Origin of the sequence: Streptomyces sp. NPDC005281, assembly GCF_040607495.1 — a bacterium.
GTDB lineage: Bacteria > Actinomycetota > Actinomycetes > Streptomycetales > Streptomycetaceae > Streptomyces.
This window is the reverse complement of sequence record NZ_JBEXGX010000010.1, coordinates 1-26,507: the sequence shown is the minus strand read 5'-3', so window position 1 is coordinate 26,507 and position 26,507 is coordinate 1. Positions and strand designations below refer to the sequence as shown.

Below are 26,507 nucleotides of genomic sequence, written 5' to 3'. Positions count from 1 at the left end.
TCAGAGTAGGTCTCCGGGGGCTCAGGTAAACGCTGTGGTGCGCGACAAGTTCTGACAGGTTCGCACCAGGACGGTCACGCTGTGCGACGAATGCAGGCGCCTCGGCGGGAAGACCGGCGTCAGGGTGTTCGCGGCACCGCCGACACCGCCGGCCGGGAAAGGGTCGCGGAGGTGGAGGGACCCGGGCCGGTGACCTTCTCCTGGCCCTGTTCGAGGCCGGAGGAGGCGGGTGAGGGGACCTGGCCCTGGCTGCCGGAGGAAGCGCCTCGGTAGACCGCCGTGAAGGCGAGGGCGACCATGCCGATGCCCATGACGAGAGCGAGGATCCAGGCCACCGGACGGTGCCAGCGGATCTGCTTGCCGTGGGGCCTGCCGTACGTTCCGGGGAAGCCGTCGCGGCCCTCCAGGACCTCGGAGTCGTCCGGGTCGTCCAGGTCGGGATCGTGGGCGAAGTCGGGACCGAAGCCGTCCTCGTAGCGTTCGTCGTCGCCGCGGGCGCCTCGGGCGTGCGCCCGGCGCGCCTCGGCCTCCGACGCCTCGGCGCGGGCCTGGGCGGCCGCGAGCAGCCTCTCGACGGCGGTCGGTTCATGGAACGCCGCCGCCCGTACGAAGTCCTCGTCGAAGACCACGGAGGCGAACTCTTCGTCCGCGCCCCCGCGGTCGTGGTCGTCGTCGGGCTCCCAGCCGTCAGGGAACGGCGTGCCCCCCACGTCCTCCGGCACGCATCCAGAGTAGACCTGAGGGGTCAATTTGGGCAGACGGTACGGAAATTCGTCTGCCCGAGGAGACCGCGCCCGAGTGGACCGCGGGCCGTGAACCGTCCGCCGCGCGCCCCGGCGCCCACGCACCGCGCCGCCCGCACGCCCGGCGCACCCCCAGGCACGCCCCAGGGCGCCCGTACGGGCGCGCTTCCGGGTTCGAGGGCGTGCGGGGCCGCCCCGCGCCCCCGCCGGTGTCTCAGCGGCGGATGTGGCCGTCGCCCGTGACGATGTACTTGGTGCTCGTCAGCTCCGGCAGTCCCATCGGGCCGCGCGCGTGAAGCTTCTGCGTGGAGATGCCGATCTCGGCGCCGAAGCCGAACTGGCCGCCGTCGGTGAAGCGGGTCGAGGCGTTGACGGCGACGGTCGTGGAGTCGACCAGCTGGGTGAAGCGGCGGGCGGCCTGCTGCGAGGTGGTGACGATGGCCTCGGTGTGGCCGGAACTCCACAGCCGGATGTGCGACACGGCCTTGTCGAGCGAGTCCACGACACCCGCAGCGATGTCGTAGGACAGGTACTCCGTGTCCCAGTCCTCCGCCGTGGCCTCCACGACGGTGGCCTTGGAGCCCTTGGCGTAGGCGAGGACGCGCTCGTCGGCGTGCACGGTGACCCCGGCGTCCGCGAGGGCGTCCAGGGCGCGGGGCAGGAACTCCGCGGCGATGTCCTGGTGGACCAGGAGGGTCTCGGCCGAGTTGCAGACGCTGGGGCGCTGAGCCTTGGAGTTGATCAGGATGTCGACGGCCATGTCGAGGTCCGCCTGGGCGTCGACGTACACATGGCAGTTCCCGGTGCCGGTCTCGATGACCGGGACGATGGACTCCTGGACGACGGTACGGATCAAAGACGCGCCGCCGCGCGGGATGAGGACGTCGACCAGGCCGCGGGCGCGCATCAGCTCACGGACCGATTCGCGGCCCTCGCCGGGCACGAGCTGGATGGCGTCGGCGGGCAGCCCGGCACCGCCCACGGCGTCGCGCAGGACCCGCACGAGGGCCGTGTTCGACTCGTAGGCGGAGGACGAGCCGCGCAGCAGGACCGCGTTGCCGGACTTCAGGCACAGGGCGGCCGCGTCGACGGTGACGTTCGGGCGGGCCTCATAGATGATGCCGACGACGCCGAGGGGGACGCGGACCTGGCGCAGGTCGATGCCGTTCGGGAGGGTCGAGCCGCGGACGACCTCGCCGACCGGGTCGGGCAGCGCCACAACGTCACGGACGTCGGAGGCGATGGCGCGCACGCGCTCGGGGGTGAGCGTGAGCCGGTCGATGACGCTCTCGCTGGTCCCGGCCTCGTGGGCCTTGGCGATGTCCCTGGCGTTGGCGGCGACGATTTCGCTCGTACGGACTTCCAGCGCGTCCGCGATCGCGAGCAGCGCGTCGTCCTTCTCGGCCCGCGGCAGAGGCGCCAGGTCGGCGGCGGCGGACTTCGCGCGATAGGCGGCCTGGGCCACCGGGGACATGGAGTCGTACGGCGAGAGCGTGGTCATGGGGGAAGGGTAGTGCGCCCGGCGGGCCTGTTCCGTGCTTGTCCCATTCGGCGAGACAGGCTCAAAAGGGGTGAACTCCCACCGGTGTGGCGGGCAGCGGTCCGTAGCCCTCGGCGATCCGCTGGTGGTACGTCTCGCGGTCGATGACCTCCAGGCCGACGATCTCCCAGGGCGGGAGTTTGGCGGTCTGGCGGTGCTCGCCCCACAGGCGCAGCGCGACGGCCGCCGCGTCGTGCAGGTCGCGGGCCTCCTCCCAGTAGCGGATCTCCGCGTGGTCGTTGGCGTACCTGCTGGTCAGGAGGAAGGGGTGGTCGTGGGCGAGCTGTTCGAGACCGCGCCGTACCTCGGTCAGCGGGGCCTCGCCGCCGGACACGCTCAGCGTGACGTGCCACAGCCGGGGCTGGTCGGCCGGCTGCTCGCCCTCGTAGGTGTCGCCGGCCGCGACGCTGGTCAGGGCCCGCTCCTCGCCCATCGCACGGGAGGCGGGGCCACCGCGGGACGTCGCCGCCCCAGGGCGTACTCGTCTCACGACGGCCTCCTTTACCCGATGGTCGTACCGAATCCCGGACTCTCCCTGCCACAAAGTTGAGCAGGTGAGAAGCCGCCGTGTGGCGGTTTTACGGAACGTCCACCGCTGGGGGCGGCGGATTCGGCCGTTTACGGGTGTACCGGACAGCCGTCTCGGCGGTGCGCCCGGGACACCGGAACCGGCGGCGGGCGGATGGGGCCACCGTGACATCCACCGGCGGCCCGGGACGTGGGACCGGGCGCGGGTCCTACGGGTTCAGCAGGACGAGGTCGTCGCGGTGCACGACCTCGCGCTCGTACGCGGGGCCCAGCTCGCGGGCCAGCTCGCGGGTGGAGCGGCCGATCAGCTGGGGGATCTCCTTGGCGTCGAAGTTCACCAGCCCGCGGGCGACGGCCCGGCCCGTGCCGTCGCGCAGTTCGACCGGGTCACCCGCGGTGAACTCGCCCTCGACGCCCGCGATGCCGGCGGGCAGCAGCGAGGTGCGCCGCTCGACGACCGCGCGCACGGCTCCGTCGTCCAGGGTGAGGGCGCCCTGCGGTGTGGAGGCGTGCTGGAGCCACAGCAGGCGGTCGGCCGACCGCTTGCCGGTGGCGTGGAAGAAGGTGCCGGTGTCCCGGCCCGCGAAGGCGTCGGCGGCATGGACCGCGCTGGTCAGCACCACCGGGATGCCGGCCGCGGCGGCGATCCTGGCCGCTTCGACCTTGGTGACCATGCCGCCGGTTCCGACGCCCGCCTTGCCCGCGCTGCCGATGTCGACGCCGGCGAGGTCGGCGGGCTCACGCACGTGCGCGATCCGCGAGGTGCCGGGCCTGCTGGGGTCTCCGTCGTAGACCCCGTCCACGTCCGAGAGCAGGATCAGCAGGTCGGCGCGTACGAGATGGGCGACGAGGGCGGCGAGACGGTCGTTGTCGCCGAAGCGGATCTCGTCGGTGGCCACCGTGTCGTTCTCGTTGACAACCGGCAGGGCGCCCATCGCGAGGAGCTTGTCCAGGGTGCGCGAGGCGTTGCGGTGGTGGGCGCGCCGGCTGGTGTCGTCGGAGGTGAGGAGCACCTGTCCGACGCGGATGCCGTAGCGGGCGAAGGAGGCCGTGTAGCGGGCCATCAGCAGACCCTGGCCGACGCTCGCGGCCGCCTGCTGGCGGGCGAGGTCCTTGGGCCGGCGGCGCAGCCCGAGCGGCGCCAGACCGGCGGCGATGGCACCGGAGGAGACGAGGACGATCTCCTTCGCGCCTCCGTCACGGGCTTTGGCGAGGACGTCCACGAGGGCGTCGACCCGGTCCGCGTCGAGGCCGCCGGAGGCGGTGGTGAGCGACGAGGAGCCCACCTTGACGATGATCCTGTGGGCCCGCGCCACGGCGTCCCTGTCGGCGTGCGCCTCGCTCTGCCTTGCCGCTGCCACCTGCGGTGTGTCCCCTCGCGTCGGTCCGGGTGCCCCGCCCCGCAATCTACGCGAAGGGGAGGCCGGCCGGCCCGCCGGTCCAGCAGACGGACGGCGCCGCGTAGTTGAGTGATCACAAGGTGTGTACGCGAAAAAGGTTGTACGGGTTCCTCATGGGAATTAAAGGCAGGGCAAAGTTAAGTTGAATACTGTGTCATCTACCGTTCCCCCCGTGAAGCGCATACTGCTGAGATCGGGCAAGAGTCCGTACGACGTCGTTCCGGTGGAACAGGCCCTCCACCAGGACGTCTTCGCCACCAATTCGGGCAACCTCATCTTCAGCGACGCCGCGCACAAGATTCTCGAGACCCCGCGCACCGAGGTCGTGTCCAACGGCATCCGCACCGATGTGGCCGCCGCGGGCCGTATCAACGAGGAGTTCGACGCGTTCGTCGTCCCGCTGGCCAACGCGTTCCGGCCCTCGTTCGAGGCGCAGCTGCGACGACTGACGCGGCTCATCGGCAGGTTGAGGATCCCGGTGATCGTCCCGGGCATCGGCGCGCAGACCGGGCTGAATTACGACCCGGCGCGGCTGAAGCCGATCGAACCCGCGGTCCGGGAGTTCGTCTCGGCGGTGCTCGACCGCAGCGCGTCCATCGGGGTGCGCGGCGAGTTCACCGAGAAGTACCTGCGGGACATGGGCTTCAACGACGTGGAAGTCATCGGCTGCCCCTCCCTGTTCATGTACGGCGACCGGCTCGACGTGCGCGAGAAGGCCGGTTCGCTCGGGCCCGAGTCCCGCATCGCGGTCAACGGCTCGCACACCGCGATGCGGTCGCAGGGTCTCGACCCGGTCGTCCGCAACGCCCACGCGCGCTATCCGCATCTGCGTTTCATCGGCCAGAACCTCAGCGACGCGCGGCAGTTGCACTGGCGCGACCTGTCGGACCCGAACAGTGCCGTGACCTCGATGCCCACGCATCCGGACCACCCGATGTTCCGTGAGGACAAGGTCCGCGTCTACATCGATCCGGTCACCTGGATCGACGATCTGCGCGGCTTCGACTACTCGTTCGGCTCCCGCATCCACGGGAACATCGCGGCGCTGCTCGCCGGCACGCCCGCGACGGTGCTGTGCGGCGACTCCCGCACGCTGGAGCTGTGCCGCTACTTCGGCATCCCGCACCGGCCGATCACGAAACTGCCCGCGGACCTCGATCCGGCCCGGCTGTACGAGGAGGCCGACTTCGGCGCGCTGACCCGCGGACACCGGGAGCGCTTCGAGCGTTTCACCGGGTTCCTGACCCGCAACGGCCTGGAGAACACCTTCACGCACGGCGACGGGGGCGCGGCCCACGAGGAGCGCATCCGTTCCCTGCCCTTCCCGCCCGGTGTCCGGCCCTGGAACGACGCCGACATCGCCTCGCTCACCACCCGCTTCGGCTTCCTCCAGAGCCGTATCACCGAACTGTCCACGGAGAACGTCCGGTTGCAGCGGGAGCTGACCCGGTCGCCCAAGGCGGCGAGGCTCGCCCAGGGACCGGCGGGAACACCCGGACGCTCGGTCTACCGGCTGGCGCGGCGCGCGGTGGGCCGGCCCCTGCGCAAGGCGTTGCAGTCGGGCCGCCAGTAGCGCGGCGCGGGCCCCTCCCGGCGGCGCGGTGGACCCTCCTGACGGTGGTCCGCCCGACGGCCGCCGGGAGGAGATCCTGAGGCGCGGTGTCAGCGCCGGGGGCCGAGCACCCGCCTGGCCAGCCGGCGCAGCCGCCGGAACGGCTTGGGGCGGGGCTTGAAGCCCTCGATGGTGACCGTTTCACGCGTCGTCGGGACGTAGCAGCTGTCCGGGACACCCGCGCTCTGTTCGCGGAAGTGCGGGTAGGCGAGGTAGACCTTGTGTCCGCGCGACTCCAGCACTATCCCCGGGGCCTTCTTCGACTTGACGAACTCCACCACGTCCAGCAGGAGATCGCCCCGGCCGCGGGCCACCAGATGCAGCCGCAGCCGCTCGTGGACCTTGAGGCGGCGGGCGACGCCCTCGTTCCAGTAGGCGTCCATCAGCGGCTTGGCCAGTTCGAGTTTGTGACCGCGCACCTTCTCGTCCTGCTTCAGCAGACCCGGGCCGAACTGCGGGAGCAGGGTGATCAGGAAGGGCCGGACCATCAGACCGTCGCGGCGCGGCCCGGCGGGCACGTACTCGGCGATGAGGTTCATCAGGGCGCGGGCCGAGTCGAAGCGCAGGCTGTAACCGCCGCTCTTGGTCACGTGCTTGCCGTCGTCGCGGCCGACCAGGTAGTAGCAGTCGTGGTCGGCGATCACCGAGACGCCGTCGGCGCGCAGGTAGGCCTCCATCGTGAACAGCGCGTCCTCGCCGGTCTTCAGCGACTCGTCGAAGACCATCCCGTGCCGGGTGAGCAGGTCACGGCGGAACAGCTTCTGCGCGCTGAGCGTGAACTTGATGTTCGACGAGAAGACGTCGGTACGGGGCAGGGTCTTGCCCCACATCGTCCTCGGAGCCGTCCTGTTGACCCCGACGACCTTGCCGAGCACGACGTCCGTGCCCTGTTCGTCGGCCATGGCGACCATGCGCTCCAGGGCCTCGGGGCCGAAGTAGTCGTCGGCGTCCAGGAAGAAGACGTAGCGCCCCCGCGCCTTGCCGAGACCGACGTTGCGCGGGCCGCTGGGGCCGCCCGAGTTGGCCTGCCGGATCACCGTCACGGACATGGCCGCGCGCTCGGCGAACTTCTCCAGATACTCCCCCGTGCCGTCCGTGGACCCGTCGTCGACGGCGATGACCTCGATGCGTTCCGGTCCGATCGTCTGGTCCTCGACGGATTCCAGGCACTTGACCAGGTACGGCATCGCTTCGTACGCCCCGATGACGATGGTCACGTCAGGTTGCGTCACGTTTCCCCCTTGCTCGGGAAGTGTCACAAGAACATTTCCCCCTTATCACCTCAATCGCTACCTAGAAGACGACTGGAAGTACGAACCGGTTGCCCGGAACGACTCATTTCGTGACCCAGGTCACAGGAACGGTGGGTGACCAACCCGTGAAGACTCACAGAACGACGTAAGAGAAACGGTGAGGGGCGTAAGAAACAGGCATGGCCCCGGGGAGAACTCCCCGGGGCCATGCCCGTGTGTGCTTGCGGACCGGATCAGCCGGTGACCGCGGCCTCGTCCGTCTCGCCGGTCACCCGCTGGGCGGGCACCGCGCTCGCCAGGTCCACGTCCACGACGTCGGCCGACGTCACGCTCTGCTGGCCGAGGTTGCGCCGCTCGGCCTCGCGCGACAACTCCCGCACCGCGGAGTTGAACTGGTCGATGGAGGCCGGCTCGTCCGGGCCCAGCAGATAGCGCTTGAGGTCCTCGCGGCCCGCGGCCTGCGCGTCGGCGGCCGGGTCGGCCACCGCCGCGAGCAGCTCGCCCAGCTCGGCGGACGAGTTGGACAGGATCACGGCGGCACGCACCGCGGTGTTCTGGCGCTTGAACTCCTCGACACCGAGCTCCGCGGAGTCCGTGACGGCGTACGGCTTGCCGCTCGCGATGAAGTCGGAGACGACACTGGAGATGTCCGAGACCATCGCGTCGGAGACGTTGAAGCAGTCGTACAGACGCGGTTCGGCACCCGTGATCACACGGTGCTCGGCGGTGCTGAAGGAACGCCAGTAGGTGTCGTTCCAGTCGGCGCGCAGCCGGGCGACCTCGGAGTGCCGGGCCACGTCGATCATGCCGTCACGGCTGGCCTCGGCCTCGTCCCTCTTCTCGCCGCCGGTGCCGGTCAGCTCGGCGATACGGGCCTCGATCTGGGCCAGCTCGGCCCTGGCCCCGGCCTGGGCGGCCGCGTCTGCGGTGAACCGGGGGTCGACGGCACGCTCGGCTGCGGCCTTCTCGACCAGGGCGGTGACGCGCTTGTGCGCGGCGGCGGCCTCGGCGCTGACGGAGCCCGTGAACGGGTGCGGCTTGTACAACACACGGACCGGCGGGTCGGCCGCGACCAGCTTCTTCACGATGTTCTCACCGGCGAGCACGATCGAGGTGTTGCCGGGGTTGCCGTCCCAGCCCTCCCAGGTCGGCGCGTAGAGCACGGTGGGTATGCGGCCCTCGGGCACACCCTGCGAGGTCCGGATCGGGGCGAGCTGCGGCCGGCCGACCTCGACGATGTCGTCGTCGCGGACGCCGACGTCGGCTATCGCGTAACGGTCGCGGCCCGCGCGGCCCGCGGTCCACACCTCGTCGTACACCTTGCTGAACGGGTTGACGCTGGCGAGCTTGTCGCTGTCGCCGTGGCCGATGAAGACGTGCTGGATGGTGGGCACCCGCAGCATGTGGATGTTCTTGCCGACGTTCGCCGCGTAGAGCGCGACCCGCACCGCCGACAGGTCCATGTTCATCAGGTGCACCCCTCCGGGCACGCAGATGACCGGCGCCGTGGTGGGCGCCATGCGCTCCAGGATCGCCCGCTCGCGCAGGATGATCAGCGGCCGGGTGTCCAGCTGCTCCATCGTCTCCAGCCACATGTTGAGCTGGTAGGCGGAGTCCTTGGAGCCCGAGAAGTAGAGCACCGTCTGCGGACGGTAGTCGCCGAGCCAGGCGTCGACGGCCGCGAGCACCTTCTCGGCGCTCGGCGGGGTCTTGCGGCCGCGCACGAACGGCACGAGGGCCGCGACGTAGCCGAAGGCCAGCAGCAGCGACGCGCCGACGCCCGCGAAGCCGTAGACGCCGTCGTCGGTCGCCCCGGCGACCAGGAGGCCTACGACGGCCACCAGGTCGAGGTGCAGCATCTTCTCCGCGGACCTGGACAGCAGCCCGCGCGGCGGCGCGTCCGGGATGCGCAGGCGCGAGCCCAGGTCGACGTTGCGGGTGGCGACGGGCATCTTGCGGCGCAGCCGTATCAGCGTGATCAGCGCGCCGTGCGGTGCCTGGAAGCCGTAGAAGGCCAGGAAGCACGCGATGGCCGCGTAGAAGACCAAGCTGTTCGACAGGTCGAGCCGTGCCAGAAGCAGGACGAGCAGCAGCTGCCGGATCAGGAACCTGATGGACAGACCGGCCCGCACCTTGCTGAGGCGGTTGACCAGATAGCTGCCACGCCGGTGCAGATAGTGGTCCGCAAGGTACGTGACGGCGGCGGCGGCCGCGAAGGCGCCGACGCTCGGCAGGAGCGCGGCAAGCATCAGACAGGGGAAGCCCAGCATCATGAGGGCCGCCGCCGCCAGCTCGGCCGCGCTGCCCACCCGGGCAACGCGAATAGCGGTGGAAATCACGGAGAAACCTGCTCTTGAGGGGTGAAGTGCCGGTTTGATACCAAAAAGTTCTTTTGATGCCGAAAAGGGGACCGAAAGCGAAAAGTGGAATCTACGGACTCAGGCCCTTGCGAATGCGCGGCGAACGCGCGGACACAAAGGCCTGAATTCCGAAAGGCTATTCGTTTTTGATTATGCCACGCCGTCCTGGCGGTCCAGGACGCTGGCCAGAGCCGCCTCGAAGCCGGAGGCGCGGCCCGCGCCCGCCGTCGGGTCCTGCTGGCGGACGTCGATGACGTGACCGGTCAGCTCGGAGAGCAGGACGTCCAGCGAGGTGCGCGCGACGGCCTCCGAGGACAGCAGCGAGCCCGCGGGCTCCTGGCCGAACGCCTTGGTGCGCATGGGGGTCGCGGTGCGCTCGGGGTTGATGCAGTTGACGCGGATGCCGTCGCCGGCCCACTCGTCGGACAGCGCCTGGGTGAGGTTCACCATGGCGGCCTTGGTGGAGGAGTAGAGGCTGTACTCGGCGCGGCCGCGGGTGTAGCTGCTGGAGGTGTAGAGCAGCAGCTGGCCCCTGCTCTCGGCCAGGTACTTGTAGGAGGAGCGGGCGATCTGCACCGGCGCCAGGTAGTTGACCTTCAGCGCTTCCTCGATGGTCGCGTTGTCCGTCTCGGCCAGCTTGCCGATGCGCAGCACGCCCGCGGTGTTGATGACGTAGTCGATGCGCCCGGTCTCCGCGTACGCCGTGGAGAGCGCGTCGTCGACCTCCTCGGGGTTCTCGACGTGCGTGCCGGTGGTGGAGCGGCCGAGCGCGTACGTCTTCGCGCCGTAGCCCTCGGCGAGCTCGGCTATGTCCTTGCCGATGCCGTACGAGCCGCCGAAGACGACAAGGGTCTTGCCGGTGAGCAGCTCGCGGTAGGCGGCCTCGTCGGCCTGGACGGGCGCGGCGGTGGAGGCGAGCTGGAAGAGCTTGTCGGCGATGAAGACGTCGACGGGCTGGGTGACCTTCATGTTGTACTCGTCGCCCGCCACGACGTGGATCGGCACGTCCGGCAGGTACTTGAGCACGACCGAGCAGTCGTCCGTGGCCTGGAAGTTGGGGTCACCGGCCGCGACCTCGTAGGCGCGGCGGACGGTGGACAGCTTGAACGCCTGGGGCGTCTGGCCGCGGCGCAGCCGGGAGCGGTCCGGGATCTCCGTGATGAACTCGCCGTCCTCGCCGTGGGTGCGGGTCACGATGATCGTGTCCGCGGACGGGATGGCGACGTCGACGGCCTGGTAGCGCTCCAGGGCCGTGACGCAGTCGTCTATGACGCGCTCGGACAGCAGCGGGCGCACGGCGTCGTGGAACAGGACGTTCGCGTCCTCCCCCTCCGCCAGGCCCTCGCCGAGCGCGGCGATGGCGCGCTCGGTCGTCTCGTTCCGCGTCGAGCCGCCCTCGATGACGCGGGTCACCTTCGTGAAGCCCGCCTTCGCGACGATCTTCTCGACGTCCGGCACATAGCCCGGGGCCATGAGCACGATGATGTCGTCGATCGAGTCGGCCTGCTCGAAGGTCGTCAGCGTGTGCTCGATGACCGCCTTGCCGGCGATCTTCAGCAGTTGCTTCGGAATCGACAGACCCACGCGCTGGCCGGTGCCGCCGGCCAGGATCACTGCGGTGGTACGGGGCTTGGCAAAGTGCTCAGACACAGGTGACCTACCTTGGGACGACAGGGAACCCGGGAATGGTCCCACCTCCGGTAACTGCGGTGCAAGGTGAGCGCCGCCCACTGCATATGTGCGCGCAACCGGGCATTCACCTTGCACACAGGCGACTTTGAAGAGACCGGGTCGAATTGTCCGGATTTGCTGTGAGTAACTCCACACGTCCCGCGCGGAGTCTTCACCTTCTTCTCAGACGCCCGGACACTCCGTGACGCAGCACACGCACGGGTTCCCCGGGCGGGTGCGCGTCACACCAGCCGTACGCCCGGCTTCCCCGCCTCCACCCGCAGACGGGCCGGGGTGCCGGAGGCGGAGTCGGGCTTCAGCACCGTCTCCGCGACGCGCACCTGGGCGTCGACGCCGTCCCTCCGGATGTCGAAAAGGTGGTAGCCGCGGTGGGCGTCGACGAACTTCCAGTGCGGGTTGTCCGGCATCCGCGCGTCCCACTCCTTGTGGAAGGTCGTCTGGTCCTGGTCGCCGCCGCTGGAGATCGACGTCCCGACGAACTCGGCGCCCACGGCGTCGGACTCCGGGTCGGCGAAGTCCGCCTTGAGGTCGCTGATCATCGTGAGGTGCCGGTCGCCGCTGAGGACGACAGGGTTGCGGATCCGCGCGAACTCCGCCATGAGGGCGTTGCGCTCGGCCTGGTAGCCGTCCCAGGCGTCGTAGTACCAGAGCTTCCCCTCGCCGACCTGGAGGTCGGTCTCGGCCATCATGATCTGCGAGGCGACGAGGTTCCAGCGGGCGGGCGAGTGGTGCAGCCCGCGCAGCAGCCACTCCTTCTGCTCCGCGCCGAGCATGGTGAGCGAGGGGTCCCCCGCGCCGTCCTGGCCGGTCGCCTGGTCGCTGCGGAACTGCCGGGTGTCGAGGACGTTCAGCCGGGCGAGGCGTCCGAAGTCGAGCCGCCGGTACATCCGGATGTGCGGCCCGTCCGGGATCGAGCCGGCCCGGACCGGCATGTGCTCGTAGTACGCCTGGTAGGCGGCGGTCAGCCGGGCCACGAACGCCTCGTGGGTCTGCTTGCCCGGGTCCTGCGGGATCTCCCCGGCGAAGTCGTTGTCGACCTCGTGGTCGTCGAAGGTGACCACCCAGGGCGCGTTCGCGTGCATCGCCGCGAGGTGCGGGTCGCTGCGGTACTGGGCGTACCGGTTGCGGTACTGGACGAGGGTGTACGGCTCCCCGGTGCCCTCGTGGCGGCGCACTGCCGTCGCCGACGGCGCGGACTCGTAGATGTAGTCGCCGACGAACAGGACGACGTCGGGGTCCTGTTCGAGCATGTCGGCGTACGGGGTGAACCAGCCGTTCTGCCAGTTCTGGCAGGAGGCGAGCGCGACGCGCAGCGAGCCGCCCTCGCGGGACGGGTGCGGCGCGGTGCGGGTGCGGCCGGCCGGGGAGAGCCGGCCGTCCGTGCGGAAGCGGTACCAGTACACGCGGTCCGGGCGCAGCCCGCGCACGTCGACGTGGACGCTGTGGCCGTACTCAGGACGCGCCTGCACGGTGCCCCGGCGCACCGGCTCGCGGAAGCGGGCGTCCTCGGCGATCTCCCAGTCGACCGGCACCGTGCGGTCGGGCATGCCGCCGCCGTTCAGCGGGTCCGGGGCGAGCCGGGTCCACAGGACGACGCCGTCGGGCAACGGGTCCCCGGAGGCCACGCCGAGGCTGAACACGCCCTCGGGCAGCGGGGTTTCGGCGGCCCGTGCGGTGCCGGGCAGCCAGAACTGGGCGGAGGCGGCGGCGCCGAGCACGGCGGCCGAGGCGGTGAGAAAGTGGCGGCGATCGCGTGAGGCCGTTCCGGACATCGGCGAACTCCCTTGCGTCGGTTGCCTCTTGGACACCGGGAAGCCCACACGGGACAGCGGCCCACCTCTTGAACAAGGCGCATCGTAGGCATGGCGAACGCACGAGCAACGAACGACCCGCCGCGACAAGGGCGCAGCCGTTGCGAGGGCAGTGGTCCCCGCCGAGCAGTCCGCTGTCGAGCAGTTCGTCACCGAGCGGTCCACCGCAGGCGGTCCGTCACCGAGCAGGGTTTCGATGTTCCTCGTGCGGCCCCAGGAGGAACCGTCGCCTGTCCCGGCGGGCCGGATGTCCTCACGGCCCGCCCGTCAGACCCCGCGCACGTCACGTCCGCTCAGCGGACCCCGAACGCACCGCGGGCGCGGAGAGGAAGTCCTCTCCGCGCCCGCAACGACTCAACGGCCCGGCGTGGGCACACGGCCCGCCGGAAACGATGCTTAGAACGGCTCGAAGTCGTCGTACTCCTGCTGCGACTCGTCCCGCTCGGCCTGCTTGTCCCGGCGACGCTGGGCCGCGGGACGCGGGATCTCCATGCGGTGGTCCTCACCGCGGCGGCCCAGCATCTCCGCGCCGGCCATGACGGTGGGCTCCCAGTCGAAGACGACCGCGTTCTCCTCGGGGCCGATCGCGACGCCGTCGCCGGAGCGGGCGCCCGCCTTCATCAGCGCGGCCTCGACGCCGAGGCGGTTGAGACGGTCGGCGAGGTAGCCGACGGCCTCGTCGTTGCTGAAGTCGGTCTGGCGCACCCAGCGCTCCGGCTTCTCGCCGCGCACGCGGAAGAGGCTGTCCTCCTCCGGTGTGACGGTGAAGCCGGCGTCGTCGACCGCCTTCGGGCGGATGACGATCCGGGTCGCCTCCTCCTTGGGCTTCGCGGCCCGCGCCTGCGCGACCGTCTCGGCGAGCGCGAAGGAGAGCTCCTTCAGACCCATGTGGGCGACCGCGGACACCTCGAAGACGAGGTAGCCGCGGGACTCCAGGTCGGGGCGCACCATCTCCGCGAGGTCCTTGCCGTCCGGCACGTCGATCTTGTTGAGGACGACCATGCGCGGACGGTTGTCGAGGCCGCCGTACTGCTTGAGCTCCTCCTCGATGATGTCGAGGTCGGAGATCGGGTCGCGCTCGGATTCGAGGGTGGCCGTGTCCAGGACGTGGACGAGCACGCTGCACCGCTCCACATGGCGCAGGAACTCCAGGCCCAGGCCCTTGCCCTGGCTCGCGCCGGGAATGAGACCGGGCACGTCGGCGATGGTGTAGACGTTCTCGCCCGCGGTCACCACGCCCAGGTTCGGGACGAGGGTCGTGAACGGGTAGTCCGCGATCTTCGGCTTGGCAGCGGACAGGACCGAGATGAGCGAGGACTTGCCCGCGCTCGGGTAGCCCACCAGGGCGACGTCGGCGACGGTCTTCAGCTCCAGGACGATGTCCTGGAGGCCGCCGGGAACGCCGAGGAGCGCGAAGCCGGGCGCCTTGCGGCGGGCCGAGGACAGCGCCGCGTTGCCGAGGCCGCCGCGGCCGCCCTCGGCGGCGGCGTACGTGGTGCCCTGTCCGACGAGGTCCGCGAGGACGTTGCCCGCCTTGTCGAGCACGACCGTGCCGTCCGGCACCGGCAGGATCAGGTCCTGGCCGTCCTTGCCGGAGCGGTTGCCGCCCTCGCCGGGCTTGCCGCTGGTGGCCTTGCGGTGCGGCGAGTGGTGATAGTCGAGCAGGGTGGTGACGGACTGGTCGACGACCAGCATCACGTCACCGCCACGGCCGCCGTTGCCGCCGTCCGGGCCGCCGAGCGGCTTGAACTTCTCCCGGTGTACGGAGGCACAGCCGTGGCCTCCGCTACCCGCGGCGACATGCAGCTCGACGCGGTCCACGAAGGTGGTCATGTGGGGTTCCTCCAGCACTTCGGTTACTTCGGTCCGTACGGAATGTCTCTTACGTAACACGCGAAAGGCGGACCCTCTTCCCGTGGGGGAAGTGAGGTCCGCCTCGCGAAGAACTCTGTTCTACGGAGCCTGGGCCCCGAGGCTTCCGCTCCGGCCCGCGTGGGACCGGTTCAGCCTCGACGGGACTGGATCAGGCGACCGGAACGATGTTCACGACCTTGCGGCCACGGTGCGTGCCGAACTCGACCGCACCGGCGGCCAGCGCGAACAGCGTGTCGTCCTTGCCACGGCCGACACTGACGCCGGGGTGGAAGTGGGTGCCACGCTGGCGGACCAGGATCTCACCGGCGTTGACGGTCTGACCGCCGAAGCGCTTCACACCGAGCCGCTGAGCATTGGAGTCGCGACCGTTCCGAGTGGACGATGCGCCCTTCTTGTGTGCCATGTCTCAGTCCCTTACTTCGCAGCCGCGGGGATCTCAGTGACCTTGATCGCCGTGTACTGCTGGCGGTGGCCCTGACGACGGCGGTAGCCGGTCTTGTTCTTGTAACGAAGGATGTCGATCTTGACACCCTTGTGGTGATCCACGATCTCGGCCTGGACCTTGATGCCGGCCAGGACCCAGGGGTCGCTCGTCACGGCTTCGCCGTCGACAACGAGCAGGGTCGAGAGCTCGACCGTGTCGCCAACCTTGGCGGTGGGAATCTTGTCAACCTCAACGATGTCGCCGACAGCAACCTTGTGCTGGCGACCACCGCTGCGCACGATGGCGTACACGCGGATCTCTCTTTCGCTCGGAACGGATCCCCGCAGTCCAGCCGCCGACTCGCGCGAGCGGCCTCTCCCTGGGCACGGAGCACGAGGCCCGGAGCGCTGGGGAGGAAAAGGTTTACGGGGTGCGGCGCGTCAGGGGACGCGCCGACGGTCAAGGTTACGGGGCCACGGCCGAAAGGGTCAAACCAGGCCGGGCCCCGCGGGTGTGCCACCGGTCACGCGACGTCCCCGGCCCGCGCTCGCGAGCGCGGGCCGGGGACGTCGTGCGGAGCCTCAGCCCTCGTCGGTGGACGCCGTGACGGTGGAGAGCGTCTGCTCGGCCGCCACGGTCTTCTTCGCCGTGGACTTGACGGCCGCCTTCTTCACGGTCGCCTTCTTGGCCGTGGTCTTCTTGGCGACCGTCTTCTTGGCCGCCACGGCCTTCTTGGTGGCGGCCTTCTTCGCCGTCACCTTCTTGGCGGTCTTGCGGGCGGCCGCCTTCTTGGCCGCCGGGGCCTCGGCATCGGACTCGACGGCCTCCGGCTCGGCGGACTCCGCGACCTCGGGCTCGGCGACCGGCTCCGCGGCGACCGACGGGACGACCACGACGGCCGCCTCCGCGGACGCGGTGGGCGCGGTGGCCTTGCGCACGGCACGACGGCGCGGACGGGCCGGCGCGACGCTCTCGGCGGGGGCCTCGGCCACCGGCGCGGACACCGGCTCCGCCTCGTCGGCGGTCTGCGCGGGGGCCTCGGCCACGGGCGCCTGAACCGGCTCCGTGACCGTCACGACGGCCTCCTCGGCAGCCTTGGGCGAACCGGCCGGCGCCGACACCTTGCGGGTCGCACGACGGCGCGTACGGCCCTGGGGAGCGGCCTCGACCTCCGGAGCGGGGGCCGTGACGTTCTCGGCCAGAGCCTCGGCGACCGGCTGCTCCGTCTCCGGCTGCTCGGCGGCCGGCGCCTCGACGACCGGGTCCTCGGCCGCGAACGGCTCGGCCTCGGCAGCCTCACGGGACCGCGCGGCGGCCCGCTCGGCACGCTCCTCGCGCCTCGTCCGGGGAGCGCGCTCCTCGGTCCTGGGCGCACCGGCGGGAGCCGACGCGCGCCGGGAGGTCCGGCGCCGCGAACGGCCCCGGCCGGCCGCGGCCTCCGCCTCGGCGGCGCTGCCGTACAGCTCCTCGTCCGGCTGGATCTCGGTCTCGACGAACGGGACGGGCGCGGCGACCTCGGCGGCCACCTCGGCCTCGGTCTCGGTCTCCAGCTCCTCGGCCGGCTCGTGCGTGAGCTCGTGATCGTGCTCGTGCTCGTGCCCCTGCTCGGCACCGCCGCGGCCGCGCTTCTTGCGCTTGCCGCCGCCACCGACGGACGTCGGCTGCTCCATGTGCACGATGACACCGCGGCCGTTGCAGTGGACACAGGTCTCGGAGAAGGACTCCAGCAGGCCCTGGCCGACCCGCTTGCGGGTCATCTGCACGAGGCCCAGCGAGGTCACCTCGGCCACCTGGTGCTTCGTACGGTCGCGGCCCAGGCACTCGAGCAGACGCCGCAGCACCAGGTCGCGGTTGGACTCCAGGACCATGTCGATGAAGTCGATGACGACGATGCCGCCGAGGTCGCGCAGCCGCAGCTGACGCACGATCTCCTCGGCCGCCTCCAGGTTGTTCCTGGTGACGGTCTCCTCGAGGTTGCCGCCCTGACCGGTGAACTTTCCGGTGTTGACGTCGACCACGATCATGGCCTCGGTCTTGTCGATCACCAGGGAGCCGCCGCTGGGCAGCCAGACCTTGCGGTCCAGCGCCTTCATCAGCTGCTCGTCGATCCGGTAGGTGGCGAAGACGTCGACCTCGGAGGTCCACTTCGACAGCCGGTCGGTCAGGTCGGGCGCCACGTGCGAGACGTAGCCGTGGATCGTCTCCCAGGCCTCGTCGCCGCTGACGATGACCTTGGAGAAGTCCTCGTTGAAGATGTCGCGGACGACGCGGACGGTCATGTCCGGCTCGCCGTAGAGCAGCGTCGGGGCGTTGCCGCTCTTCGCCTTCTTCTGGATGTCCTCCCACTGCGACTGAAGACGCTCGACGTCACGGCGCAGCTCGTCCTCGCTCGCGCCCTCGGCGGCGGTGCGCACGATGACGCCCGCGTCCTCGGGGACGATCTTCTTGAGGATGGTCTTCAGCCGCGCGCGCTCGGTGTCGGGCAGCTTGCGGCTGATGCCGGTCATCGAGCCCTCGGGCACATACACGAGGTAGCGGCCCGGCAGCGAGACCTGGCTGGTCAGACGGGCGCCCTTGTGGCCGATCGGGTCCTTGGTGACCTGCACCAGGACCGACTGGCCGGACTTGAGCGCGGACTCGATACGGCGCGGCCCGTTGGCCATGCCGAGCGCCTCGAAGTTGACCTCACCGGCGTAGAGCACCGCGTTGCGGCCCTTGCCGATGTCGATGAACGCGGCCTCCATCGACGGCAGCACGTTCTGGACCTTGCCCAGGTAGACGTTGCCGACGTACGAGACGGCCTGCTCCTTGTTGACGTAGTGCTCGACGAGCACGTTGTCCTCAAGGACGCCGATCTGGGTGCGCTCGCCGCTCTGGCGGACGACCATCACGCGCTCGACGGCCTCGCGGCGGGCCAGGAACTCGGCCTCCGTGATGATCGGAACACGGCGACGGCCCTGCTCGCGGCCTTCACGGCGGCGCTGCTTCTTCGCCTCCAGACGGGTCGAGCCCTTGATGGACTGCACCTCGTCCGAGGGCTGCTCCTCGCGCCTGCCGCGCGGCTCGCGGACCTTGACGACGGTGCGCTCGGGGTCGTTCTCGCCGGGCTGCTCGGCCTCGCCACCGGAGTCACCGGCGCGACGGCGACGGCGACGGCGGCGACGGCTGCTGCTGGAGCCGCCCTGCTCCTCGTGCTCGTCCTCCTCGGCGTCCTCCTCGGCCTGCTCCGCGGTGTCCTCGGCGTCCTGCTCGGCCTGCTCGGCGGCGAAGTCGTCCTCGCCGGCCTCGCTGTCCGAGTCCGAATCGGCGGACTCGCCACGGCGGCGACGACGGCCACCGCGACGGCGACGGCGACGGGAGCCCGCGGACTCCTCCTCACCCTCGTCACCCTCGACGGCGTCCTCGGCGTCCTCGGCGTCGTCCGCGTCCTCGGCGGATTCCAGGTCCTCGGCGGGCCCGGTGTCCTCGGACTCCTGCGGCTCCTCGGCCACGGCCTGCGGCTCGTCCTCGAAGCCCCGGCGACGACGGCGCCTGCGGGGGGCCGCCGGCTCCTGGACGGCTTCGGCGGGTTCGGTGACCTCGGCCGGTGCGGCGGCCTCGGCGGCCTCCGCGGCGGCCGCTGCGGCGGCCCGCTCGGGCGTCTGGAACATCGGCTCGGCGAAGACCGGCGCCTGGAACACGGCGACGGCCGGACGGCCCGGGCGCCGCGAGGACTCCTCGGTGTCCTTCTGCGCGGGCGCCGAGAAACCGACGGCGGCCTTGCGGGTGGCGCGGCGGCGGCCACGGCGCGGACCGCCGTCCTCCGCCTGCGCGGCCTCGCTCTGGGGGGCCTCGGCCTCGACGGCGTCCGGCCGCGTGGGCTCCTCGGGCTTGCTCTCGCTGCTCACGGGCGCCTCCACGCGCTCGTCGGCGGTGACGCCCTCGGTCGCGCCGGCGGGAGCGGAGACCCGGCGGGTGGCACGACGACGGGTCGTGCGGCGCGGGGCGGCCTCCTCGGCGGCGGGCGTCTCGGGCTCGGCCTCCTCGACAGCGGGGGCGGCCACCGGTTCGGCGGCGGCCGTCACCACCTCGGCGACCTCCGCCTCGGCGGGCGCACCGGCGGGGGCGGAGGAACGGCGGGTGGCACGGCGCCGGGTGCGGCCGGCGGGCGCGGGCTCCTCGGCCGGGGCCGGGGCCTCCTCGACGGGCCGGCTCTCGGATTCGGCGACGGCGGGCACGACGGTCGCGTCGGCCTCGGCCGTCGTCGGCGCACCGGCGGGGGCGGAGGAACGACGGGTGGCACGGCGCCGGGTGCGGCGCGGTGCGGCGTCGTCGGTCTCGGGGGTGGCGGCTGCCTCGGCCTCGGCCGGGGCCTCCTCGGTCTTTTCGGCCGCGGCTGTCCCGGCGGCCTCTTCGGTCTCGTCCGTCTCGTCGGCCTCGGCGTTCGCGGAGGTCAGGGCCCCTTCAGGGGCCTCCTCCGCCACGAGGTCGGCGGACGCCACGGCCGGTATGGCCGGCGCGGTGGTCTCGGCCGCGGCCTCGGAGGCGGCGGCCGGGGGACCGGCGGGTCGCGACGCGGCACGGCGGCGGCGCCGCGGCGGCAGGGTGTCGCTGGGGGTGTTGTTGTCGGAACCCTCAGTGGGTTCGATCGGCTCGAGCATGCGGGTGGATCTCCCGTCAGGCTCCCGGGCGCCGCGCCTGGCCCGGCAATGCCGGTGACGTCCGCGGCTCGCGCGATGCGCGGTGCCGCCGTCCGGGGCGCGGGCGCCGCACGGGAGCTCTCTGTGTCCTGTCTCGCCGGTTCCGTACGCCATGTGTGCGTACGGCCTGGCGAAAGTCTTTAAGGTCGGTGCGCTGCCCGACCCAGGTGGCTCCCGGATACGAGGGCGGCGCTACGACATCTGCCCTTACGCGGGACCTTCCTTACGCCGACGCCTTCGCGGCGGCAGTTTCGGCGGCCCCTGCGCGATCGGCTGGGGCGGCTGCGACTGCCTCGCGGTCGGGCGCGAGCGGGTCGGTCACCGTGCCGGTCTCTTCATCGAACAGCCCCTGCGCCAGCCTGGTCACCGCAGCGGCGACCGGCGGCGCCAGGTCGGCCACGGCGCGAAGACCGGACAGGACGTCGTCGGGTCGTACGGCAGGCGTCACGTGCCGAACAACCAGCCGCAGTATCGCACAGGGCTGGTCGGTCGGCCTATCAGCCTGTGGACCGTGCGTCTCTGAGGTCACCCCGAGGCTTGCCACGGCGCTGCGGGCGTCGAACGTCCGCATGCCGTTCTTGGCCTTGCGGCTGACCTCGACCGTCCCGGCCGCGTTGAAGGCCGCCACCGCGCGCTCCGCGTCCGCCGGGTCCACACCCTCGAGGCGCATCTCCCACACGGAGGCGGTGAGCCTGTCGGCGAGACCCGAGACTCTGGCCTCGACCGCCTCGATGATGTCGAGACCCTGGGGCATCGACTCGTCGAGGAGTTCGCGCAGCTGCTCGGGGTCGCGCCTGTCGGTCAGCGCGATCTCCAGATACTCCGCCTCGCTGCCCGTGCCGGTGGGTGCGGCATTGGCGTACGACACCTTCGGATGCGGCGTGAACCCGGCCGAGTACGCCATGGGTACGGCGGCACGGCGCAGGGCACGCTCGAAGGCGCGCTGGAAGTCACGGTGGCTGGTGAACCGGAGGCGGCCGCGCTTGGTGTAGCGCAGTCGGATGCGCTGCACCGCGGGTGCGGGCGGCGGGCCTTCGGGCTGTCGCTTGCCCAGTGTCGCTCAGTCCTTCATGAGTGCGGTCGTACTGCTACCTAGAGTACGTGTCTCACCGGCCGCTGGTTCCCGCCCGGCGAGCGGCTGCGGTTCCGGGGGCGTTCCGAAGAGCATCCGCCGGAAGTCCGCACGGGCCTGCCAGGCGCTTTCGCGGGCGGCCTCCAGAGCCTGCCGTGCGGTCCGCCGGACGGCGCGCGCCGCCTCGGCGGCGGGCTTCAGCACCAGGTCGCGCACGGCGTGCCCGACCGGCGTGAGCACGGTCCGGTAGGCCCATCGCGCCGGTTCCACGAAGGTCCACCGGAAGAGACGCGCGAGGAACCGTCCGACGGCGAGCGAGACGTACCCGGCGACCCGCCACGCGTGCCCGAGCGCCTCACCGACCTCCCTGGCGACGACGGCGAGGGCCCGCCCGGCGGGCACCAGGATCCGGCGCCACACCACGAGGGCGGGAAGCACCAGCAGGACCCGGGCCGTCCAGTAGAGCGCGGCCCCGATGCCCACGAAGATCATCCGTACGATCCGCGCGAACCACCCGGCGAGAAACCCGACCGCCCTGCCGACGGGGGCGAGGACCCAGGTGTACAGCCACACGGCGGGGACCACGAGCAGATACCGCGCCAGCCAAGCGAGGACGGTGTACGCCCCGATCGCGACGGCGGCGAGGACCGTGCCGACACCCTTGAGCAGCCAGGCCACGGCGTGTCCCACGGGCGTGAACAACCACGCGTACACGTGGCGCCACACGGCCGCGACACCGCCGAGGACCCGGTCGACGGCGGTCACGACGCCGCCGAGAAACCACAGGAGCGCGGCCACGGCGCCGCTGAACAGCCAGCCGAGCAGGGCGCCGGTCCCCCGGGCCACCCTGGCGAGGGCGTGCCCGAGCGGGGTCAGGACCGTGCGGTACAGCCAGACCGCCGGCACGACGAGCAGCACCTGCCCGAGCCGGGCCAGCGCGGCGCCGACCGGCAGGAGCACGTATCGCCACAGCGCCACCCAGGGCCACACGAACAGCGCCCGTGCCAGCCATCCGAGAGCCCGCCCGAGCGCTCGCCCCAGCGGCCGGAGCAGCGTGTCCCGCAGAAACCTTCCGCCGACGACGAGCGCGTCCCACGCCATCCGTACCGGCACCACGAGGACGAGCACAACGATCCGCACCGGAATGCGGATCGCGACGGCGAGACATCCCTCGGCCTGCGCGGCGGGCCGGGCGGCGGACGGCTTTTCCAGATCCATACCCGCGTAGACGCACCGGCCGCCGCAATGGATGCGACAGGTCGGCATCCCGCGCGAGACCGGCGCCGTTCGCACGGCTCCGGCCACAGTGCCAACCAGGGGTCCTTCCGCCGCACCTTGCCGGTGCCGGTGCCGCCTCTTGCCGGTCTTGCCGCCACCTCCAGTCAGTCCTGCCGCCATCTCCGGTCGGTCCCGCCGCCGTCTCCGGCCGGTCCTGCCACCGTCTCTCGGTGGTCCTCCGGCCGCCTCCGGCCGGTCCCTCCGCTGCCTCCGCTGCCTCCGACCAGTCCTGCCGCCGTCTCTCGCCGGCCCTGCCCGCCATCTCTCGACGGTCCTCTCGCCATCCACCCGATCGGACGAAGCAAGTCCAACTTCGAACTACCGGCAGACAGTTGAGCAAGAACCGCGACTCGGTCCCTAATTGGGCTGATTTGATGATATGTATGGCGCGTTTCCATGGAATGGGCCGGTCCGACCGGTGTCAACGGGTCAAGCTCGCGATCGGCTTCAGGGAATTCCCCACCGATCGATCCAAGGAGCGCCCCCGTATGAATCCTGAGTCCCGGACCGTCCGCCTGCTGGGCCCGCCGGCCCGCGGCCGGTTCAAGAGGGCGGGCGTGGTCGCCTCGCTGACGCTGGTGATGGCGTCGGGGGTGGTGGGCCCCGCGACACCGGCGGACCTGAACACCTCCGAGCGCGCGGCCTCCGCCCCGGACGGCGGCAGGTGCGGACCCCGCCGCCTCGAAGACAGGGTCCCCCCGGACGAAACCTCCGACGGCAGAAGGGGGTGCAGAGGTCCACGGGGGCCGAGGGGCGAGACGGGACCCGCCGGGCCCCAGGGCCCGACCGGCGCCACGGGAGCGACCGGGGCCGCCGGCCCCCGGGGCGAGACCGGCGCGACGGGACCCACGGGCCCCTGCGTCGGCCTCGACGCCGCGCAGGAGTCCGAGGACTTCGAGATCCGTCTCGCGCTGACCGGCGGAAGGACGTACGCGGGCATCCGCGACCAGCGGGCCGGTGAGAAGCAGACCGTCCTGTGGACCGACCTCAGCGCACGTCCCGACTATCCCACGGGCGGCGCGGCCGGTCTGCCCTGCGACGTCGCCGTCAACGCGCACAACCGGTCCGCCAAGGTGCGGCGCGTCAAGTTCGACGTCATCACCACCACGGGCCAGGTCTGGGAAGCCGCCTGCGTCGCGTTCACGACCACCCACCCCGCGACCCTGAACTGCGCCGACCGTACGGGCCATCCCAAGCCCTGGATCCTGGTGGCCCGGCAGCCGGTGCCCGAAGCCGTCAACAGCGGCTCGTGACCGAGACGCGAGGGGTGTCCGAGGTGGCCAGCGGCCGACGCCCTCCTCGGACACCCCTCGCGGCGCCCCACGCCGGAGAGTCGTCCTGCGCGGGCCGCACCAGTCAGGGACGGGGCACACCGGGCCGGGACGGTCGCACTTGGCCGGGCCCTTCCGCGGCCGCTCCCCCGAGGTCCTGACGGCAGCCGGTCGGGCACGACAAAGCCGCCCATCCGGAGGTCCCGGTATGGACGGCTCGGTCAAAAGGTTCAGAGATCGGAGTCGACGGCGGCGACGTAGCATCCTGGGCCGCTGGACGACACCGGCCGGGGCCGGCGGCGGCATTCGAACCCGCGTCGCTCTCGTGAAAGGAGAAGTAGCCGCAACCTGCGCACCTGAACGAGGCCAACGTCAACGCCGGCCCACGGCTCCGGCATTCCAATATCGGCTCGGGGCCGTGACCGGCGCCTCGCCGACGGCTCACGTGCCCGCGATCAGGCGGTGGTGCCACCCGCGTAGTCGCTGTTGAAGGTGGTCTCGACGGTCGTGGCGACGGACTGGGCGACACCGGTTCCCGTGAGGATGAGGCCCAGTTCCCGGTTGTTGCTCAGCGAGTTGCTGCTGATGTTCATCGACCCCGCTTCCACCTCCTGGGTGGACAGGCCGTAGTCGGCGACCATCGCCTTGGCGTGGATGTAGAAACCGTAGGGGTCGGAGTACCCGACGACGGTGCCGCCGGCCGCCTTGATCGCGGACACCTGACTGGAGTAGCTGGAGGGGCTCTCCAGGACCACGCGTACCGTCACTCCCGCCTTAGCCCTGGCCACGATGGCGTTGACCACCGTGCTGTCGCTGAACTCCAGCTCCTCGACGTCGAGCGTCTTGGTGGCGCTGTTGATCACGGACACCAGGCGGCTGCGGGAGTCGGTGGGGGACCAGAGGAGATGGTCGCCGTCGGTCGGGGTGATCGCGGTGCCGGCGTAGTCCGCGTTGAACACCTTCTCGATCGAGGCGACATCGCGGCTGTCGTCGTCGAACACACCGTAGTCCCGGCCGGTCGGGTAGTACTGCGCGGTGAGGTTGCCGGTGAGGATCAGCGACTTGGCGCTGTCCACCGTGATGGTCTTCTGGTGGGTGTAGACGAAGGTGGACGACGACCACACCACGCCCGCGCCCGCGCTCGTCAGGGAGTTGTACGCCGACTGGTTGGCGGACTTGTGCGCGCTGTCCAGGATCACCCGGACCGTGACGCCCTTCTTCTCCAGGGCTATGAGGTCGTTGACGGCCGCCGTGTCCTCCAGCTCGTACATGGTCATGTCGAGCGAGGTGGTGGCCGAGTTGATGAAGTCGTAGACGGCGGGCTGACTGCTGCTCCGCGAGAAGGCGAACGCCGTGTAGCTCGCGGCGTTCGCGGGGACGGCGGTGACGAGCGCGGTGGCGCCGACCGCCAGCGTGACACCGGCGCGACCGAGGAATTTCCACAACATGCCTGACTCCTGACCGAGTTGACGCCCACCCGGGGGGCCGTGGGCGTGGGCATGACACCACGCGCGTAGACAGCCGAGGAAGAGGAGGTTGGTGAACGTGCAGTTACCGGTCGGCCGCTCAGGCAGACAAAGGGGACTCCGCCCAGCTGGAAAGCGGTTCATGCGATCCCCGCGCAATCGCAAAATCTTCGTAGCGGGCTACGGAAGTCGCGGTGGGTCACCGAAGTCGTCGTGGGCCACGGACGTCACGGAGGGCCGCGGACGTCGTCATGGACTACCGACGTCACGGAGGGCCGCGGACGTCGTCATGGGCCACCGACGTCACGGCGGACCGCGGACGTCGTCATGGGCCACGGAAGTCGTGGCGGGCCGATGAAACGAGCGAAGCACGGATCCGCTCGGCTCCCGCCCCGACCACGCGCTTCCCGACCGGCTCTTCCACCCACCGGCACTTCCACTGGCCGGCACTTCCACCGACCGGCACTTCCACCGCGCAGCGAAGAAGCCCCCTCCCGACGGGGGCGAATTCAAGGGGTCGTGGCAACACCGCTGATCATGCGGCTGTTGTGAGGAGCTTAGTGAGGCGCTGGGCTGGGGTTTCCCAGTCCAGCGTTTTGCGTGGGCGGCCGTTGAGTTCGGCGGCGACGGCGGTCAGGTGCTCGCGGTTGTGCCGTGACAGGTCGGTGCCCTTCGGGAAGTACTGCCGCAGGAGCCCGTTCGTGTTCTCGTTCGAGCCGCGCTGCCAGGGGCTGGAGGGGTCGCAGAAGTAGACCGGCATGCCGGTGGCCATGGAGAACTGGTGGTGCAGGCCCATCTCTGAGCCCTGGTCCCAGGTCAGTGAGCGCCGCAGGTGGGCCGGGAGGGCGCTGACGGTGTCGATCAGCGCGTCACGGACGGCGATGGTGTCGCGGCTGCCGGGCAGGTGGACCAGCATCACGTAGCGGGTGGTCCGCTCGACCAGGGTGCCGATCGCGGAGCCGTTGTTCTTGCCGATGATCAGTCGGGTAGCGGGGACGCATTACTGCGTCCCCGCCCCCTCAGAACCGTGCAAGCAGCTTTCACCGCACACGGCTCAAGCAAGCCCCAAAGGATCGCCGGCAGGCAAAAGTGCTGGACTCGTCATCGCGGCGGCCCCATTCCGCTGCTGACAATGGGTGTGGAGGAGACGGAGTCGTTGACCGTCCGGCGTGCTGCCGTCCGGAAACGCGATGTATTGCTTGGAGATCGCCTTCCGGATGACCGCCCGCCACGCTTCCCATTCCTGCGGGCTTTGTGGCGGGTGGTCGGAGTGCAGCAAGAGTCCTCCGCAGATCGGGCAACGGCCGTGCTGTGCCTGTAGGAGACGCACGGTCATAGCGTCGATTGGTAGAGGGGTTCCCTTGCGTTGCCGCTGAGCCCAGTAGGATTCCAGGGCAGGGTCGTCCGGGTACTACAGCCGTGGCTCGCGATCTCGCTTGTCGCGGGTGGCGTAGTGGCAGCGTTGTGCGCGTGCTTGGTGGGCTCGCCGCCAGAGTGACTGGA

At 70.9% G+C, this 26,507-nt stretch carries 17 protein-coding genes, 1 tRNA gene and 1 pseudogene; 2 read left to right on the top strand and 17 right to left on the bottom strand.

The genetic code is table 11. The features are described from left to right. Positions 1–119 precede the first annotated feature (119 nt). The 4 genes from ABZV42_RS15890 to proB form a co-directional block, all read right to left on the bottom strand. Positions 120–722, bottom strand: a complete 603-nt coding sequence (locus ABZV42_RS15890) for a hypothetical protein (protein ID WP_355976580.1) — start codon at positions 720–722, stop codon at positions 120–122. A gap of 235 nt (positions 723–957) precedes the next feature. After that, positions 958–2,244: a glutamate-5-semialdehyde dehydrogenase gene (locus tag ABZV42_RS15885; RefSeq protein WP_356052259.1), complete on the bottom strand. Its 1,287-nt coding sequence runs from the start codon at positions 2,242–2,244 to the stop codon at positions 958–960. A 61-nt stretch (positions 2,245–2,305) separates the two neighbouring features. Continuing rightward, on the bottom strand, positions 2,306–2,716 hold the full coding sequence (locus ABZV42_RS15880) for a hypothetical protein (protein WP_355976773.1): 411 nt from the start codon (positions 2,714–2,716) through the stop codon (positions 2,306–2,308). A gap of 304 nt (positions 2,717–3,020) precedes the next feature. Beyond that, entirely contained in the window at positions 3,021–4,127 is a 1,107-nt protein-coding gene (gene proB, locus ABZV42_RS15875) for a glutamate 5-kinase (RefSeq protein ID WP_356052388.1), read from the bottom strand. A 256-nt stretch (positions 4,128–4,383) separates the two neighbouring features. On the opposite strand from proB, the gene ABZV42_RS15870 reads away from it, so the two are divergent. After that, positions 4,384–5,784 carry a polysaccharide pyruvyl transferase family protein gene (locus ABZV42_RS15870; protein WP_355976585.1) on the top strand — a complete coding sequence of 467 codons (1,401 nt, stop codon included), beginning with the start codon at positions 4,384–4,386 and terminating at the stop codon, positions 5,782–5,784. A gap of 89 nt (positions 5,785–5,873) precedes the next feature. On the opposite strand, the gene ABZV42_RS15865 is transcribed toward ABZV42_RS15870, so the two are convergent. The 10 genes from ABZV42_RS15865 to ABZV42_RS15820 form a co-directional block, all read right to left on the bottom strand. Beyond that, the gene (locus tag ABZV42_RS15865) at positions 5,874–7,010 is read right to left on the bottom strand and encodes a glycosyltransferase family 2 protein (protein ID WP_355976779.1); all 1,137 of its coding nucleotides are present in this window, start codon (positions 7,008–7,010) and stop codon (positions 5,874–5,876) included. A gap of 299 nt (positions 7,011–7,309) precedes the next feature. Beyond that, on the bottom strand, positions 7,310–9,415 hold the full coding sequence (locus tag ABZV42_RS15860; protein WP_355976588.1) for a hypothetical protein: 2,106 nt from the start codon (positions 9,413–9,415) through the stop codon (positions 7,310–7,312). A gap of 171 nt (positions 9,416–9,586) precedes the next feature. Then, positions 9,587–11,086, bottom strand: a complete 1,500-nt coding sequence (locus ABZV42_RS15855) for a bifunctional cytidylyltransferase/SDR family oxidoreductase (RefSeq protein WP_355976591.1) — start codon at positions 11,084–11,086, stop codon at positions 9,587–9,589. 263 nt (positions 11,087–11,349) lie between these two features. Then, the gene (locus ABZV42_RS15850) at positions 11,350–12,900 is read right to left on the bottom strand and encodes an alkaline phosphatase D family protein (protein WP_356052257.1); all 1,551 of its coding nucleotides are present in this window, start codon (positions 12,898–12,900) and stop codon (positions 11,350–11,352) included. A gap of 435 nt (positions 12,901–13,335) precedes the next feature. Then, positions 13,336–14,772 (bottom strand): GTPase ObgE, encoded by a 1,437-nt coding sequence (obgE, locus tag ABZV42_RS15845; protein WP_355976597.1) that lies wholly within the window; start codon positions 14,770–14,772, stop codon positions 13,336–13,338. A gap of 190 nt (positions 14,773–14,962) precedes the next feature. Next, entirely contained in the window at positions 14,963–15,217 is a 255-nt protein-coding gene (rpmA, locus tag ABZV42_RS15840; protein WP_037618784.1) for a 50S ribosomal protein L27, read from the bottom strand. 11 nt (positions 15,218–15,228) lie between these two features. Then, on the bottom strand, positions 15,229–15,549 hold the full coding sequence (gene rplU, locus ABZV42_RS15835; RefSeq protein ID WP_164320786.1) for a 50S ribosomal protein L21: 321 nt from the start codon (positions 15,547–15,549) through the stop codon (positions 15,229–15,231). 270 nt (positions 15,550–15,819) lie between these two features. Continuing rightward, positions 15,820–19,878 (bottom strand): Rne/Rng family ribonuclease, encoded by a 4,059-nt coding sequence (locus ABZV42_RS15830; RefSeq protein ID WP_356052255.1) that lies wholly within the window; start codon positions 19,876–19,878, stop codon positions 15,820–15,822. A 262-nt stretch (positions 19,879–20,140) separates the two neighbouring features. Next, positions 20,141–20,929, bottom strand: a complete 789-nt coding sequence (locus ABZV42_RS15825; protein WP_355976602.1) for a TIGR03936 family radical SAM-associated protein — start codon at positions 20,927–20,929, stop codon at positions 20,141–20,143. Positions 20,930–20,977: 48 nt separating this feature from the next. Then, positions 20,978–22,207, bottom strand: a complete 1,230-nt coding sequence (locus ABZV42_RS15820) for a hypothetical protein (protein ID WP_356052253.1) — start codon at positions 22,205–22,207, stop codon at positions 20,978–20,980. Between the two features lie 548 nt (positions 22,208–22,755). On the opposite strand from ABZV42_RS15820, the gene ABZV42_RS15815 reads away from it, so the two are divergent. Then, on the top strand, positions 22,756–23,520 hold the full coding sequence (locus ABZV42_RS15815) for a hypothetical protein (protein WP_356052251.1): 765 nt from the start codon (positions 22,756–22,758) through the stop codon (positions 23,518–23,520). Positions 23,521–23,829: 309 nt separating this feature from the next. Here ABZV42_RS15815 and ABZV42_RS15810 read toward each other — a convergent pair. The 3 genes and pseudogenes from ABZV42_RS15810 to ABZV42_RS15800 form a co-directional block, all read right to left on the bottom strand. Further along, positions 23,830–23,921: transfer RNA gene (locus ABZV42_RS15810), tRNA-Glu, on the bottom strand. A gap of 72 nt (positions 23,922–23,993) precedes the next feature. Next, positions 23,994–24,986, bottom strand: a complete 993-nt coding sequence (locus tag ABZV42_RS15805) for a phospholipase D-like domain-containing protein (RefSeq protein ID WP_355976611.1) — start codon at positions 24,984–24,986, stop codon at positions 23,994–23,996. Between the two features lie 553 nt (positions 24,987–25,539). Beyond that, positions 25,540–25,986: pseudogene (locus tag ABZV42_RS15800) on the bottom strand (IS30 family transposase); the annotation flags it as partial. Positions 25,987–26,507: the final 521 nt, after the last annotated feature.

What these genes read in the sequence shown, in the direction of transcription:
- ABZV42_RS15885 (WP_356052259.1), bottom strand. Translation starts at nt 2,244, where the DNA reads ATGACCACGCTCTCGCCGTACGACTCCATGTCCCCGGTGGCCCAGGCC.
- ABZV42_RS15880 (WP_355976773.1), bottom strand. Translation starts at nt 2,716, where the DNA reads ATGGGCGAGGAGCGGGCCCTGACCAGCGTCGCGGCCGGCGACACCTAC.
- ABZV42_RS15865 (WP_355976779.1), bottom strand. Translation starts at nt 7,010, where the DNA reads ATGCCGTACCTGGTCAAGTGCCTGGAATCCGTCGAGGACCAGACGATC.
- ABZV42_RS15850 (WP_356052257.1), bottom strand. Translation starts at nt 12,900, where the DNA reads ATGTCCGGAACGGCCTCACGCGATCGCCGCCACTTTCTCACCGCCTCG.
- obgE (WP_355976597.1), bottom strand. Translation starts at nt 14,772, where the DNA reads ATGACCACCTTCGTGGACCGCGTCGAGCTGCATGTCGCCGCGGGTAGC.
- rpmA (WP_037618784.1), bottom strand. Translation starts at nt 15,217, where the DNA reads ATGGCACACAAGAAGGGCGCATCGTCCACTCGGAACGGTCGCGACTCC.
- ABZV42_RS15830 (WP_356052255.1), bottom strand. Translation starts at nt 19,878, where the DNA reads ATGCTCGAGCCGATCGAACCCACTGAGGGTTCCGACAACAACACCCCC.
- ABZV42_RS15820 (WP_356052253.1), bottom strand. Translation starts at nt 22,207, where the DNA reads ATGGATCTGGAAAAGCCGTCCGCCGCCCGGCCCGCCGCGCAGGCCGAG.
- ABZV42_RS15815 (WP_356052251.1), top strand. Translation starts at nt 22,756, where the DNA reads ATGAATCCTGAGTCCCGGACCGTCCGCCTGCTGGGCCCGCCGGCCCGC.
- ABZV42_RS15805 (WP_355976611.1), bottom strand. Translation starts at nt 24,986, where the DNA reads ATGTTGTGGAAATTCCTCGGTCGCGCCGGTGTCACGCTGGCGGTCGGC.